The sequence below is a fragment of the Chlamydiota bacterium genome (assembly GCA_016178055.1).
Lineage (GTDB): Bacteria > Auribacterota > JACPWU01 > JACPWU01 > JACPWU01 > JACOUC01.
Window position 1 is genome coordinate 20,203 of sequence record JACOUC010000036.1, and the last position, 15,325, is coordinate 35,527.

General features: G+C 41.1%; 14 protein-coding genes, 1 pseudogene and 1 riboswitch. Of the genes and pseudogenes, 9 read left to right on the forward strand and 6 right to left on the reverse strand.

The annotated features are described in order from the left end of the window. Window positions 1–92: 92 nt before the first annotated feature. Entirely contained in the window at window positions 93–1,784 is a 1,692-nt protein-coding gene (locus HYS07_05595) for a SpoIIE family protein phosphatase (protein MBI1870653.1), read from the reverse strand. 269 nt (window positions 1,785–2,053) lie between these two features. Here HYS07_05595 and HYS07_05600 point away from each other — a divergent pair, with 269 nt between their 5' ends. From HYS07_05600 to HYS07_05630, 7 genes are all read left to right on the forward strand, one after another. Further along, window positions 2,054–4,015, forward strand: a complete 1,962-nt coding sequence (locus HYS07_05600) for an amylo-alpha-1,6-glucosidase (GenBank protein ID MBI1870654.1) — start codon at window positions 2,054–2,056, stop codon at window positions 4,013–4,015. A gap of 46 nt (window positions 4,016–4,061) precedes the next feature. Further along, complete coding sequence (locus HYS07_05605) at window positions 4,062–4,424, forward strand: four helix bundle protein (GenBank protein MBI1870655.1); 363 nt, start codon at window positions 4,062–4,064, stop codon at window positions 4,422–4,424. Next, a complete protein-coding gene (locus HYS07_05610) occupies window positions 4,417–5,919 on the forward strand; it encodes a TldD/PmbA family protein (GenBank protein MBI1870656.1) in 1,503 nt (500 codons plus the stop codon). Before HYS07_05605 ends, HYS07_05610 begins: the two co-directional genes overlap by 8 nt. Window positions 5,920–5,984: 65 nt before the next feature. Next, a complete protein-coding gene (locus HYS07_05615) occupies window positions 5,985–6,461 on the forward strand; it encodes a GxxExxY protein (GenBank protein MBI1870657.1) in 477 nt (158 codons plus the stop codon). After that, window positions 6,458–7,798, forward strand: a complete 1,341-nt coding sequence (locus tag HYS07_05620; protein ID MBI1870658.1) for a TldD/PmbA family protein — start codon at window positions 6,458–6,460, stop codon at window positions 7,796–7,798. The genes HYS07_05615 and HYS07_05620 overlap by 4 nt, the downstream gene beginning before the upstream one ends. 271 nt (window positions 7,799–8,069) lie before the next feature. After that, window positions 8,070–8,891, forward strand: a complete 822-nt coding sequence (locus HYS07_05625) for an ABC transporter substrate-binding protein (protein ID MBI1870659.1) — start codon at window positions 8,070–8,072, stop codon at window positions 8,889–8,891. Between the two features lie 162 nt (window positions 8,892–9,053). Next, a riboswitch (cyclic di-GMP riboswitch) is annotated at window positions 9,054–9,179 on the forward strand. 83 nt (window positions 9,180–9,262) lie between these two features. After that, window positions 9,263–10,300 (forward strand): hypothetical protein, encoded by a 1,038-nt coding sequence (locus HYS07_05630; GenBank protein ID MBI1870660.1) that lies wholly within the window; start codon window positions 9,263–9,265, stop codon window positions 10,298–10,300. 85 nt (window positions 10,301–10,385) lie between these two features. Here HYS07_05630 and HYS07_05635 read toward each other — a convergent pair whose 3' ends face one another. Next, a complete protein-coding gene (locus HYS07_05635; GenBank protein MBI1870661.1) occupies window positions 10,386–11,603 on the reverse strand; it encodes a hypothetical protein in 1,218 nt (405 codons plus the stop codon). Window positions 11,604–11,766: 163 nt separating this feature from the next. After that, a pseudogene (locus HYS07_05640) lies at window positions 11,767–12,036 on the reverse strand ((2Fe-2S) ferredoxin domain-containing protein). A gap of 70 nt (window positions 12,037–12,106) precedes the next feature. Here HYS07_05640 and HYS07_05645 point away from each other — a divergent pair. Together HYS07_05645 and HYS07_05650 are read left to right on the forward strand one after the other, a co-directional pair. Then, window positions 12,107–12,976 carry a transketolase gene (locus tag HYS07_05645; protein MBI1870662.1) on the forward strand — a complete coding sequence of 290 codons (870 nt, stop codon included), beginning with the start codon at window positions 12,107–12,109 and terminating at the stop codon, window positions 12,974–12,976. Window positions 12,977–13,133: 157 nt separating this feature from the next. Further along, entirely contained in the window at window positions 13,134–14,093 is a 960-nt protein-coding gene (locus tag HYS07_05650; GenBank protein ID MBI1870663.1) for a transketolase family protein, read from the forward strand. A gap of 215 nt (window positions 14,094–14,308) precedes the next feature. On the opposite strand, the gene HYS07_05655 is transcribed toward HYS07_05650, so the two are convergent. The 3 genes from HYS07_05655 to HYS07_05665 form a co-directional block, all read right to left on the reverse strand. Then, window positions 14,309–14,485 carry a type II toxin-antitoxin system HicB family antitoxin gene (locus tag HYS07_05655; GenBank protein MBI1870664.1) on the reverse strand — a complete coding sequence of 59 codons (177 nt, stop codon included), beginning with the start codon at window positions 14,483–14,485 and terminating at the stop codon, window positions 14,309–14,311. Between the two features lie 89 nt (window positions 14,486–14,574). Continuing rightward, the gene (locus tag HYS07_05660; GenBank protein MBI1870665.1) at window positions 14,575–15,021 is read right to left on the reverse strand and encodes a DUF86 domain-containing protein; all 447 of its coding nucleotides are present in this window, start codon (window positions 15,019–15,021) and stop codon (window positions 14,575–14,577) included. Then, window positions 15,014–15,304 carry a nucleotidyltransferase family protein gene (locus HYS07_05665; GenBank protein MBI1870666.1) on the reverse strand — a complete coding sequence of 97 codons (291 nt, stop codon included), beginning with the start codon at window positions 15,302–15,304 and terminating at the stop codon, window positions 15,014–15,016. Before HYS07_05665 ends, HYS07_05660 begins: the two co-directional genes overlap by 8 nt. Window positions 15,305–15,325 lie beyond the last annotated feature (21 nt).

A 15,325-nucleotide genomic window follows, 5' to 3' on the forward strand; every position in this document is an offset into this window, starting at 1 on the left:
ACGGGTGATGCACATTTTGCAACAGAGCCTTTATGAACTAAAAGTAACTGTTTTTATATACCTTTAGTTCACATTGTTTTCCAATCTCCCTTTCACCCCACCTTAACAAGCCCCAACGTCACATCATCGGTTTGGGGCTGATCTTGGATGAATTCTGTTACTTGCTTTAAAAGTTTTTGGAGAATCACTTTCGCCTTCTCGTGTGAGGCCTCTTTGAGGACATTTTCGATGGCAGGTATAAAATAATGCTCGAAAGTTTGATGAAAAGCATTTCGAGCATGAAGGGCTCCATCCGTGTAAAAGAAAATTTTATCTCCTTTTTTTAATTCTATATTTTTTTCTTCAATCATATTTTCAGAATCCCAATCAGAGACCCCTAATGCAACACCCTTGGTAGTTAATTGAATCTTTTCCTTTCCTTCATCCCTCATGATTAAAAGAGGTAAATGCCCAGCTCTCGCAAAAGAAAGAACATCATTCTTAACATCTAAAAAAACAATATTGCAACTGATCAACATATCTTTTTTCAAGTTCTTCAAAAGCCATTGATTAAGTGTGTTAAGTAATTCCTTCGGCGATAAAGCCCCTTTTATTTTGGTCTTAAGCATTAAACGAAACATCGCCATCGCAAGCGCTCCCGAAATACCCTTGCCGCTCACATCCGCCAAGACCAAGGCCAATCGATAATCATCGACCCAATACCAGTCATAATAATCATTCCCGACTTCTTTTGCAGCCCAGCGGCAAAATGAAAAATCAAATCCTGGAATTTCTGGAAATTCTTTTGGAAGTAAAGCCTGATGAATTTGATCAATGGCTTCAGATTCATATTTCACATTCTGCCCTTCTCCATAAATCTTTTGATACTGCCGCACTTGAGAAAGACTCACCGCCACTTGTGCCGCAAATCCGCTCAAAAAACGCAAATCATCTTCTTCAAATTGACCCATTTTAAAAAGCGTATCGCAATAGATCATCCCTAGAACATTTTTCTTTAAAATAATCGGAACACAAATCGCTGATTTGATCCCATGAATCTGTACGGTTTGCGATTTTCGAAATCTTTCATCCTGACCTGCATGCACACAAAGAACGCCCACCCCTTCACGAAGAACGGTATCCAAAATTTCCTTACTGATCTCCAAAGGATAATATCCAGCCCGATCCGTTCCACGTCGAATGCTCCGGGGAACAAATTCTTGAGTCTTTTCATCACAGCAAAGAATGACATAGCGGTCTGCAGAAATAACTTCTCCTATCAAGTCCAAAATTTTATAAATCAAAAAATCCTCTTCTAAAATAGAATTTAAAATAGAGCTTGCCCGATAAAAAAGTGAAAGATTTTTTTCTGTTTTTTTGATGAGTTCTAAATCTGAAAAAGAAGGTTCAAATTCAAGATAAGAAGAAAGATCCTGACTCGGAAAGATTTGAGCAATCGGCGGAGAAATTAATTTTTTGGTAACGACTTCCAAAGGGTTTTCTCTTTCTTCATGAGATAACGCAAGGGCACTCGAAAATTTTAGAAGCGTCCCTCCCAAAAGAATTTCATCCCCCTCTTTGAGCACATACCGATTAATAAATATGCCATTGACATATGTCCCATTAACGGCATCTAGATTTCGAAGAATGTAGGAGCCTTCATCCTTGCTAATTTGGGCATGAAACTCTGAGACGCGCAGATCATGAAGAACCCATTGATTGCTCTTATCTCGCCCAATGGAAACCCCCTCATGAATAGGATAGACCTGTCCTTCTTCAACACCATGAATAACAATGAGATTCATGAGTTATCCATTTTCAATTTTAAATTATCAATTTGTTTTAGATAGCCAATCGCCACAACTTATTCTACAATCTTTTTCCAAAATCTAATGTAACCCAAGAACAGAGATAGGAAAATGGAATTCGACGCAAGATCTTGGCCATCTTGTCCTTCAGAAAGCCTCGACAGACACCTCTCAGTGTATGCCTACGTTTTCTTCAGGCCAATCTAGCTCAAGCTTTTGCGTCTCGGTTCTCATTTCCTATCTCTGTCCTTGGGTACGAATGAATCATGATCGCATTTCATAAAGAAATTCTAAAGAACTATGATCGGGCCTCTAAACGAGAATGGGTCGTCACCAATGGCCTGGGCGGTTACGCCTCTTCGACCATCTGTGGCGCCAATACTCGCCGATATCACGGCCTCCTGGTTGCAAGTATAGAGCCCCCCACCAACCGCATGGTCATTCTCTCTAAAGTAGAGGAAACCATTCACATCGATGGAAAATCCTATGATCTTTCTTGCAACAAATTTCCTGAAACCATTCATCCGATGGGTCATCAACATTTAGAACTTTTTTCTTTTGAATTCTACCCCAAATTCATTTACTCCGTTGATGGGGTTCGACTCGAAAAAAATGTTTATATGATTTTTGAAAAGAATGCGACAATTATTTTTTATCGCCTGCTTGAGAGTCCTAAACCGATTAAACTCAGTCTCATGAGTTTTGTGGCTTGTCGAAGATTCCATGAACTCACCCATGAGAATCCTTTCTTTAATCCCAAAGTCGAATGTCAAGAGGGCCTACTCAGACTGAAGCCCTACAAAAATGCCCCGATGATTCATTTCTTTTTTAGCCCTGCGCAATTTGCCGATAACCCATTATGGTATCAAAATTTTGAATATGAAAAGGAATACCGTCGAGGCCTGGATTATCGTGAAGATTTATTTACCCCTGGCGACTTAACGTTTGACATCGCTCCGGGAGGCTCCTGTTTCCTGATTGTTTCAACCGACGAGCTTTCATCCTCAGATCTTCTTCAGGCAGAATTTAAAGAAACAGAACGAAAAAAACTGATTCTAAAAAATTGCAATAAAGACGATAAGCTTGCCTTTTCCCTCTTCTTGGCGGCAGATACTTTTCTTGTCCAAAGAGGAGAAAAAGGTTCTGCCTCTGTCATTGGGGGATATCACTGGTTTAGTGATTGGGGGCGTGACACCATGATCAGCCTTCCCGGACTTACCTTAGCGACAGGTCGATTTGACCTTGCAAAAAGCATTCTCACCACCTATTCAAAATATTGTTCACAGGGAATGCTCCCGAACCGATTTCCTGATGAAGGAAAAGAGCCTGACTACAACACCGTCGATGCAACCCTGTGGTTTTTTAATGCGATCTACCAATATTTTCTTTATACCGGCGATGAAATTTTTATTCGCTCGACGCTTTTTCCTGTTCTTAAAGATATGATTCACTGGCATGAACAGGGAACCCGCTATCAAATTCACGTGGAAGAGGACGGTCTTCTTTTTGCAGGAGAAAAAGGCAGCCAATTGACTTGGATGGATGCAAAAATTGGTGACAATGTCATCACTCCCCGTGTAGGGAAAGCCGTTGAAGTGAACGCCCTTTGGTATAACGCCCTCAAAATCATGGAATTTTTTTCCGATCGATTTGGTTTTCTCCCACTCAGAGACCATTATAGCTCAATGGCCGACCTGGCAAAAAAAAGTTTTAACCACCTCTTTTGGAATCCCGAACTCGAATGCCTCTATGATGTTATTCAAGAAAATCAGGGAGATCCGTCGATTCGCCCCAATCAAATTTTTTCAATCAGCCTTCCCTTCCCTATTCTTAAAACAGAGCACCATCGTCCCGTTTTAAAAATCATTGAACAAGAACTCCTCACCCCTTATGGGCTTCGAAGTCTCTCCCCTCAAAATCCAAAATACACAGGAAAATATTCCGGTAACGCCATTGTCCGTGACAAATCTTATCATCAAGGAACCGTTTGGCCCTGGCTCTTGGGGCCCTATGTTACTTCTTTTTTAAAAGTCCATGGTCGTACGGGCCGCACCCTTGATAAAGTCAAAGAAATGCTTGAACCTTTTCGGGATCATCTTTATGAAAATGGCATTGGAACCATCTCCGAACTCTTTGATGGAGACGCACCCCATGAGCCCAATGGATGCATTTCTCAGGCCTGGAGTGTTGCAGAAATTTTGAGAGTCGTTGTGGAAGAACTGAAATAAAGCCTATTTCGAATCTCGGATTTCGAATTTCGAATTGAAAAACAAAATGAATTCTCAAGAGTTAAAAACGAGGACTAAACTGTTTGGACTTAAAATCATTCTTTTGGTTGAAAAATTGCCACGTTCAAAAACATTGGATATTATAAATCGTCAACTTCTACGCTCTGCAACATCCATCGGGGCAAATTATAGAGCTGCATGTCGTGCAAGATCCAAAGCGGATTTTGTGTCAAAAATTGGCATTGTCGAAGAAGAATCCGATGAATCAGTTTATTGGCTTGAATTGCTTATAGAAACTAAGCTGGTTACTGATACCCAAATACATGTCTTGCTTAAAGAAGCAAACGAGTTAACAGCGATCTTTACCGCAACAGGAAGAACTACAAAAGAAAAACAGAAAAATGAATAAATCCGAGATTCGAAATCCGAAATCCGAAATCAAGAGGCTTTCCCTCGAATCCCTTGCCCAAAATGCCCTCGATGAGGCTATTTCGCTTGGAGCTTCCTACGCCGATGTCCGATTAATTGAATCCACCAGCCGAAATCTGGCCACCAAAAATGGAGTTCCAACCAGTTTGGATATTGAAGAATCGCAAGGCCTAGGAATCAGGCTTCTTTATCATGGGGCCTGGGGATTTGCGGCTACGCATGATCTTTCAAATGAAAATGTATTACGGACAGCCTTTAAAGCCATTAAAATTGCTAAGGCCAGCGCCCTCACAAAAAAAGAGCCTGTTCGACTGGCCGAAGAAAAACCGATTCAAACAGAATGGTCCAGCCCCTTCTCCATCGATCCTTTTTCAGTTCCTATTGAAGAGCAACTTAATTTTTTATTACAAATCGATGAAGAAATCAGAAAAACCAAAGGGATCAGCATCTCTGAAACATCCATGCATTTTCATAAAGAACACAAACTTTTTCTCTCGAGCGAAGGAAGCCGTATTCTCCAGCACTTTATCACCAGTGGAGCAGGGTTTGTTGCGATGGCTTTTCGAGATGGAGAATTGCAAAAACGTTCTTACCCTAATTCCTTTGGGGGACAATACCAAAAAAAGGGTTATGAGCTCATTCAAGAGCTAGAACTTCTCAAAAACGTTCCAAGAATCGCTGAAGAAACCGTTCGCCTTTTAGATGCCCCCAGTTGCCCTGTTGGAGAAAAGGATCTCATTTTAGACAGCTCTCAACTCGGTCTTCAAATCCATGAATCGGTTGGACACCCTATTGAGCTCGATCGAGTGCTCGGAAGTGAGGCCAATTACGCCGGAAAAAGTTTTCTTACGCTAGATCAATTAAAAACCCTTCAGTACGGATCCCCTATTGTTCACGTCGTCGCTGACGCTAGACTTTCACATGGTCCAGGTCTCGGCACGTTTGGCTATGATGATGAGGGCGTCCCTGCACAAGGAACGGATATTATTCGAGAGGGACAATTTGTAGGCTATCTCTCCTCTCGCGAGACCGCTCAAGATATCGGCGAAACACGCAGCAATGGAACCATGCGAGCTGAAAGCTGGAATCGGATTCCATTAATCCGCATGACCAATATTAGCCTCATGCCAAAAAATTGGGACTTTGAAAACTTAATTGCAGACACAAAAGATGGAATTTATTTAGAAACAAATCGAAGCTGGAGCATTGATGATCGTAGGCTCAATTTTCAATTTGGAACTGAAATAGGATGGGAAATTAAAAATGGCAAGAAGATGAATAGGGTCAAAAACCCAATTTATTGGGGAATCACACCCGAATTCTGGAACGCCTGCGATGCCATTTGTAGTGATCGATATTGGACGCTCTGGGGAACTCCCAATTGTGGCAAAGGACAACCCTGCCAAACCATGGGAACAGGTCACGGTTCTAGTCCAGCTAGGTTTCGCGGGATAAAGGTTGGAGCCAGTCATTGACAAGAAGATCTATAAACGCGGATCTAACGCAGATCTATAAACGCAGATCAAATGCGGATCTATTTATGGCTATAGAAGAAAAATTGCTGTATCAGGAGATTACATATGAGATTAGAGGAGCGTGTTTCTGGATATGGAAGGAATTCGCAAGTGCATTCAAAGAATCTATCATTGATAAAGCCCTCACGGAGGAACTCAAGAAAAGGGGACTTAAGGTTGATAACCAAAAACACATAGACATTTTCTACAACAAAAAGAAAGTAGGAACTTATATTCCTGATAAAGTTATCAATGATTGTGTGCTCGTTGAACTCAAAAGAAAACCTTTTTTACTACGGCAAGATAAAGAACAATTGTGGCATTATTTAAAAGGATCCGAATACAAATTGGGTTTGCTAATCAACTTTGGAGAAAACGAACTAGAGTTTGAACGCATCGCCTACGACACTAAAAGAAGATCAAAGAGAGATCAGCGCCAGATCCGCGTTGCAGATCCGCGTTTGATCCGCGTAGTAGATCCGCGTTTGATCCGCGAACAATGAAAATACTCAAAGAGAAATCTGAACAAGTTTTTGATACGGTTTTCAAAACCAGTCAGGCTGATGAAACTGAAATTCATTTTAACTGGATCACCCATGCCCTCACCCGGTTTGCCAATAACGAGATTCATCAAAATATGGGGGACGAAGATATTGAAGTTTCGATTCGTTCATCCTTTGGAAAAAAAACGGCTCGGGTCACTACGAATAAAACGGACATGGAATATCTCAAAAAAATGACCCAGTTGTCAAATCATCTGGCTTCCCTAACCCCTGAGGATCCCGACCTTCTTCCCATGCCAGGGCCCCAAACTTATCCCACAGTGAAACACGCTTATGAAAGAACAGATCACATCAAAGCTGAAACCAGAGCTCGTGCGGTTTCAGTCCCCATCAAAATCGCACAACTAAAAAATCTGACTTGCGCAGGTATTTTCGCAAATGATCTCACACGTCATGCCCTTGGAAATTCCAAAGGACTTCGAGCCTATTCTGAGGAAACCTACGCTGTTTTTTCAACCACCATGATGGATAACAAACTAGGTTCAGGTTGGGCAAAAATGGGTCACCCCGATTCTACTCAAATCCCCGTCGAAACCTTGGCCTTACAGGCTTCTGAAAAAGCTATTTTAAGTAAGAATCCGATTGATATTTCTGCAGGTGCTTACACCGTGATTCTCGAACCCTCTGCTGTGCTTGATCTCCTTGAATTCATGCTTCTTGATTTTGGAGGACTTTCCGTTTTAGAACAAAGGAGTGCCTTTACAGAAAAATTGGATAAAAAAATTTTTGGTTCAAATATTACTTTTAAGGATGATATTTATCACCCCTTACAATCAGGAGCCCCCTTTGACGGTGAAGGATTTCCAAAAAAGCAAATTGAGTTGGTCCAAAATGGCATTTTAAAAAATTTGGTCTATAGCCAATCAAGCGCTCTTCGCTCTCAAAAAAAGCCTACAGGCCATGGATTTCCGGTTCCCAACGCTTATGGAGAAGCACCCATGAATTTCGTCATGAACGGGGGAAACTCCTCCCTCAAGCAAATGATTGAAGGAACGGATCGAGGGCTTCTCATGACTCGTTTCTGGTATATCCGTGAAGTCGATCCCATGCAAAAAATCTTGACGGGAATGACAAGAGATGGGACTTTTTTAATTGAAAATGGCGTTTTAAAATCGGCCGTTAAAAATTTAAGATTCAACGAAAGCTTATTTCATCTATTAAATAATGTGGTTGAATTAGGACCCAGTGTCCGTGCCTCTGGAGAGGAAGGAATGGATATGATTGTCCCTGCTTTAAAAGCGAACGATTTTCACTTTACAAGCAGTACTAAATATTAATAAAATCCAAAATTTAAACATCAAAAATCAAAATGACATCTCAAAATCCAAAATATATCTATGTCATAGATCATGAAATCATTTTAAATTTTAATATGTCATTTTGATTTTTGTCATCATGAACTTTCAGTCCACCCAAGTGGATGAAAATTGAGTTCCTCCCCTTTGGGGTACAAAGGAGGGAAATAGCCAGTAACAACGTCTCATTTTCATGACTGAATTTTGATTTTTGGAATATCGAAAGGATACTATGTTTTACTCTAAAACTAAAATGTCTCTTAAACTCGCCCACAGTCCCGACGCCGATGACGCATTCATGTTTTACGGTCTAGCCAAAGGTTTTGTTCCGTCTGAAGAAATTGAATTCACACATATCTTAAGCGATATCGAAACCCTTAATCAAAAAGCCAAAGAAGGGATTTATGAAGTCACCGCCCTTTCAGTCCATGCCTATCCTTATGTCAGCGACCGCTATAACATTTTAAAATCTGGCGCAAGCATTGGAGATAACTATGGCCCCCTTTTAGTCGCTCGAGAAAAAATGAGCATTGAAGATCTTAAATGGAAAATCATTGCGGTTCCCGGAACCCTGACCACAGCTTATCTTGCTCTTAAACTTTTTGACCGAAATATTCGAACCAAAATCATTCCTTTCAATCAAATTATTGCAGCCGTGGAAAAAAAAGAAGTGGATGTTGGCCTGATCATTCATGAAGGACAGCTTACATTTTCAAAAAATGGCCTTCATAAAATTTTAGATTTAGGAGTTTGGTGGAACGAAACAACCGGACTTCCTCTTCCCCTCGGAGTGAACGGAATTCGAAAAGATTTAGAACCCTCTCTTCAGAAAAAAATCGCCCGTCTTATTAAAGAAAGTATTTGTTATTCACTTTCCCATCGAAAAGAAGCGGTAGAGTACGCCCTTCAATTTGCTCGTGGAATGGATCCCGTCCTTGCGGATAAATTTATTGGCATGTATGTGAACGACGACACCATTGAAATGAGCGAGCAAAGCCAAAAAGCCATTGACGTCCTTCTCACTAGAGCCTTTGAGGAAGGATTAATCCTCCAAAAAAAATTAGAATATATCTAATATAACTCCCTTTTTAGCAATGAGTTATCGATGTTCAAAACTGTTTAATGTCAGGATTCATTTTCCCTTGACATCGCCCACTCAGCAGCGTGAGAATGGGGGTAAGAGGTCTTATAAAGAGACCTTGTGGTGTTAGTAAAAGCAGAATAAAGCAAGGTTATAGCCCGATAAAGGCAAACTATTCGAAAGAATGGGGCGCAAAGTTACAGATCCGAAGATTTTGAGTTCGTGAATCGTATAACATTCCACGAGTCAGGAACCCAGAGTCAGGGTGGCTGAACTGCCAAAGGCTGTGAACTTAGAGTTCCTTTGTGCACACCTGTTCTTCGAATAGAAGAACAGGTTTTTTTATGGGCACGAAGAGGAACTCTATGAAAAAGCGACGGGTCAAAGAATTTAGTCTGGGATTCAGTCTGATCGAAGTTGTTTCAGGCATTGCGATTATTCTAAGCATTGCAGGACTTCTCTTATCTGCAATTACATCCGCACGAGAAAAAGGACTCCAAGCAAAATGCATCAGCAACCAGAAGAATTTAACCGCAGCGCTCATCATGTATGCTGTCGACCATGAAAATTTTCCGACAGAACTTGCCCAACTAAAATTATCCCCTCTCCAAAAAGAACGTCTATCTGGAGCATGGGTTTACGCTGATTCTTCCGTACCATTTTACTACGACTTACAATTTGGAGTCACTCAATGTCCTAAGGTACAAGGTAAAATTACAGATCCAACACCCACTTACTCCTATGGAATTAATGAATGGGTTCAAGGAAAAAGTCTAAGCCTTATTACGAACCCTTCCGAAACCATCGTCACCTCTGACAGTCTTAACAAGGCCGCTATCTCAAGCGTCCAGGATGTCGACCCTCGCCACATGGGAGGAGCCTTTGCCGGCTTTGCGGACGGCCATGTAGAGTTAGTCAAATTCTCTCAACTTGAAACCTTTTTCACTTCAAGTGACACATCCTCTTCTTTAAACACGACTGACACTTTCCCCTCTCTTCCTGAAGGGGATACAACAGGCGGCATTCTTTTTTACCGTGGCGGGGTCCCCACTGAGGAACCAGTAGCCGATGAGAATGAAGATGTTGAAGACAATGATGACTCTGCTGAAAGTGAAGACAGCCCTCCTTCAGACGAAGATGAAACAGAAGGGAAAAATTCTGAAGATGAAAATGAAGATGAAAATATTGAAGAACCCATCGAAGAAAATGACGAAGAAGATCTTGAGGATCCTACTAAAGACGAAGAAGACCTTGAGGATACCGAAAATGATGATGATTCGGGAGAGGCTCACGATAATAACGGACATGGCAATAATGAGGACCACGATGACGAAGACAATCCTGGTCAAGGTAATGGAGATCACGGACATGACCACGACGAAGATACCGAGGACCTCCCATGATGGCATCGATGATGACGAGATGGGAGGAGGAAACAAAAGTGGAGATGATGAGGATACTACTTCTAAAGGAAAGAAAAAATGAGTGTTACCGATCCCGCCCAGGTCTACCTACTCCTGAGTCTCCCCCAGACATTCCAGGGTCATGAACATCAGTTCCAGAATGATCCCCTATCCCTCTACCCTCAGGTGCGTGAGATTCAATAGGCCCTATACCTCCATCCCCACCATGGGAAGGGCCTGGACTTTCAACAGCATTGGAAATGGTTTCCCTCAAAGATGAAGCAACACTCTCTCTTACATGACCTGATGGAGCTCCAGAACCTAAATTTGAAGATGAAGGAAGATTAAGATTCAAATGAGCAGCTCCTTGATTTCTATCAAAATCCGGCCTCGAAAAATCCATTCTTCCCAACCCATTTTTAAAATCATTTCCTAATGTCTTAAAGTCATTCCCCTGAAGTTTCAGTGCATCCTTAAATTCTTGAAGGTCTTTGAAATCAAATTTTCCTCTGAGATCTTCTTTGATATTCTCCGCCCAATTTACATTTTGATGATTCTCTTGATATTCTTCATGAAGCTCTTTTAATTTCTTTTTAATTTTATGCCTTACCTTGCCATACCCTGGCCTTCCCTCTTCCATATTTTGACTGCCAGAATTAATAGTATCTGTCAGTCCTCCCGTTGAAGAACCTCCTCCAAACGAAGTCGGAGAACTCCAAAAATTACTACCTCCCACAAATCCTTCGTAATAATAATTATTTGAGGAATCACCCCCTTGAGCACTATCCTGGGTTGTATTTAAAGATGAAGAATCACCCCCTGAACTCCCTGAACTACTCGTTCCTGAACTGCTCGTTCCGCCACTGCTTTCATTACTTGTATCCGTATTTGTATTTGAGTTTTCTTGATGATGTTTAATCAATTTTTTAATGACCTTTCGCCTACGTTGACGACGTTCTTTGGGAGATAATTTGCCATGGCCTAAAAGAGTTCCTTCCTTCAAATTTTTTAAATTTGGATTTTTCGGATTTCCTTTATTTCCATCTCCCTTTTTTCCTTTTCCTCCCGGCTGATCGCTATGAACCTCGCCCTCGCCCTTCTGACCATGATGGTCTTGAACAGTTTCCGAACGCTTTTCTTCATGAGATCCCTCTCCTCCAGAAGACGGGTTATTACTCTGATTCACCTGTTCTCCAGGAGAGGAGGCCAGAGGGTCTCCTTCTCCAGAAGGCCCAGCGTCTGAAGAGAATCCACTGATGACAAACAAGGTGAGAAAAACAATTAGAGAAACCTTTCGTCCCATAAAAGAATCTCCCATTACATTATAGCATGTAAAAGGAAAGGCGGTAGGGTAGCGGTAAATTTTACATAATATACTAGAGAGCAATAAGTTAAATATAAAAAGAGGCTTGCATTTGTGTTGATTTATTACTTGATGATTTGTCTTTTAGGAGGGGATCAAACTGACTTTCAATCACTTCCTTCAAATCTTTCATCTCGACATGGCGATACCAGATATTATCAGGGAAAATCATCACATTAGGCCCTTGAGCACAAAGATCAAAACACCCCGACCGACTCACACGGACTTTCCCTTTTAGACCATGATCTTTCACATAAGACTTTAAATATTCGCAAATCTCTTCCCCTGCTTGAGCGCAAGACACTTCACCATTTTTACGATGGTTCGTGCAGATAAAGATATGCTTTTGATAAGGATTTTTAGAGGCTTTCATTGTTGACCTTCTTTTAGCACAATCATTTTACCATGAATATTTTGTATTTACTCACTCTAAGAGAAAGAATATGATATCTCCACTTATGCAAAAATTATCGATTAAAGAACTTGAAAATTTAGCCCATGAGATGAGAAAAGACATCATTATCATGATTGGAAAAGCCGCCTCGGGTCATCCAGGAAGTTCGCTTTCCGCCATTGATATAATCACAGCCCTTTTCTTCAATATCATGCGGCATGACTCTAAAAATCCGCACTGGCAGGATCGAGACCGCTTTGTTCTCAGCAAAGGCCATGCAGCCCCTGCCCTTTACGCCGCTTATGAAAGATCCGGCTATTTTCCCTATGAGTGGATTTATAATTTGCGAAAATTAGGCTCTCCCCTGCAGGGACATCCCGATCGTAGAAAAATGGATTTTGTCGAAGCCTCCACGGGTTCGCTTGGCCAAGGCCTTTCAGTCGCTTTAGGAATTGGGCTTGCAGCCAAGCTCGACAAAAAAGACTACTGGACTTACTGCATGATTGGCGATGGAGAATCCAATGAGGGGCAAATATGGGAAGCTGCGATGTTTGCCTCCCATCAGAAAATAGACAATGTCACTGTCATTTTAGATTACAACAAATTTCAACTGGATGGGGCCGTCAAAGACATTTTAAACATGGAGCCCATGAAACATAAGTGGGAATCCTTTGGCTGGCATGTTCAGGAAATTGATGGTCACAACATGAAACAAATTATTGATTCTTTAGAACAAGCTAAAAAAATCAAAAATCAACCTACGATGATCATTGCCCATACGGTCAAAGGGAAAGGAGTCTCTTTCATGGAAAATAACAATCACTTTCATGGGGTTGCTCCTACGCCTGATGAAATGAGAAAAGCGCTCTCAGAATTAGGTGAAAAATCAGAACGAATTGAAGAAATTTTAAAAAGATAGCGATGAACAACGAGTCCACGGTCAACGGTCTACAGTCCATAGAAAAAAATAATTCCTTTAAAGCTGTGAACCGTTGACTGTGGACTGTGGACCATTTTCCTCTAGATGGGTGGACGAAAGTTGGATGAATTAAAATTACAATGACTAGGAAACATCTATGCCTCTCGAAAAAAAATTAGGTGCAGCAACGCGTGATGCTTATGGGAAAGCCCTCATAGAGCTTGGGAAGAAAAACCAAAACATTGTCGTCTTGGATGCGGATCTCTCCAAATCAACTAAAACCGAACTTTTTGGAAAAGAATTCCCGGATCGATTTATTAACTGCGGCATCATTGAAGCAAACATGGTGGGTGTTGCATCGGGACTCGCCCTTTCAGGAAAAATTGTCTTTGTTTCAAGCTTTGCCTGCTTTGTCATCTGCAAATCCTACGATCAACTGCGCATGTCTATCGCCAATCCCATGGCCAATGTCAAAATCGTCGCCTCTCATGGTGGAATCAGTGTCGGTGAGGACGGAGCCTCTCAACAGGCGATCGAAGACATTGCTCTTGCAGCTTCTCTTCCAGGATTCACCGTCATCCTCCCTTCGGATGAACATTGCACGCGAGAGCTCGTCATTCAAGCAGCCCAAACTCCTGGCCCCTTTTATATTCGCACCGGACGCCCGAAAGCCCCACTTGTTCACACTGAAAAAACGAAATTTAAAATTGGAAAAGGGGTCCTCCTCCGGGAAGGACAGGATGTCACACTCATTGCAAATGGCCTTCTTGTCTTTGAAGCCTTAATGGCTGCAGAAAAACTTCAAAATGAAGGAATGAGCGCTTCTGTCATTGACATGCACACCATTAAGCCTCTGGATTTGGAGCTCTTAAAATCCGAGTGCAAAAAAACGGGAGCCATTGTAACCGCCGAAGAGCATCTTTTAATTGGAGGCTTAGGAAGTGCAGTAGCCCAAGCAACGGCTCAAATCCATCCTGTTCCCATCGAATATGTTGCCATCAACGACACCTACGCAGAATCTGGAAAAGGTGACGAGCTTCTTGTAAAATATGGCCTCACCTCCCGCCATATTGTCGAATCTGTCCGAAAAGTGTTTAAGAGAAAATCTCTACGCTAATTAATCTTTTTTTAAATCTTTTTACACAATAACACTAGAACCTTCGTAGGCAACCTTGATATGAAACTTACTCACCTTAGAAATCAAGCCACCAAAGCCATATCAAAATCTGGAAATAAAATAACGGCTGGATGAACCTTAAGGGCTTTTGCTAGAACCAAAGCCCTTTCTCTACCCATATAATGTGCATCTGTTTCCATGGCAAGAGAGAACTATCAAATGTTTTCTAAATGAGAACTGGGAAATTCTTGGAGATAAAGTTCCGTGGCTTCTTTTAAGTTCGAAATGGCCTCTTCCAATGCAGAACCTTGACTGACAGTTCCAACCTCTGGACATTCCGCAACGTAAAGATGATCTTCTTTATGAATAACTGCGCAAAAGGACTGAAACATTTTACTATAGCTCCTATATATCTTTAATTTAAGTATTGCGGAAATCTATTACGCTGCGGCGTCAGAGAGTGTTAAGAGTTATAAGGTGATTAAATAAACTTTTTTTTGAGTTTTTTTAAGAAATCTTCGATTTCACCCTGTTGCATTCTTTGATGATCAATCAAGGCACAATCAATGGCCTCAATTAAACTATTTTTTTCAGAGTAGTTTAGAACTAATTCATGAACTACCTTGTCAAGCAGTGGAAGCTCTTCTCTTAAGACAGACCAAACAATATCGATATCAATCCCAAAATATTCATGCGTAATTTTATTTCTAAAGTCTACTATTGGGCGATATTGTTCATTCAAAATTTTATATCGAATCAAATTACCAATCGCTTCCCCTATCACTTGTAGTTCTCTCAAAACTGCATCGTATGACCTAAAATCTCGCAAGAGCTCTTGCTTGGAGAAAAAACTGCGAACAAGGTGATTTACCTTATAAATAGCCACTAAAACATCAACAATATAATGTTCCACATCACGCTTAGGCATAAATCACATCTTTTTGAATACGACGGCGAATAAATTCTTTTAAGGAAGACTCAAGTCCAAGATCGACCTTTTTTTTGAAAGAAGATTCAAGAAAATGGTTCAAATTAAAAAAACTCCTGAATTTATTTGGACTTACAATATCGACAAGAATATCAATATCACTCTCCTCACGAGCCTCATTTCGTGCGTAGCTCCCAAACAAACCGATGCTGACGACCCCAAAGTTTGTCTTAAGCTCTGCTTTATGTCTTTGAAGAAAATGGAGAATTTCGTCACGTGTCATAAATATATTTATTTAAGTATA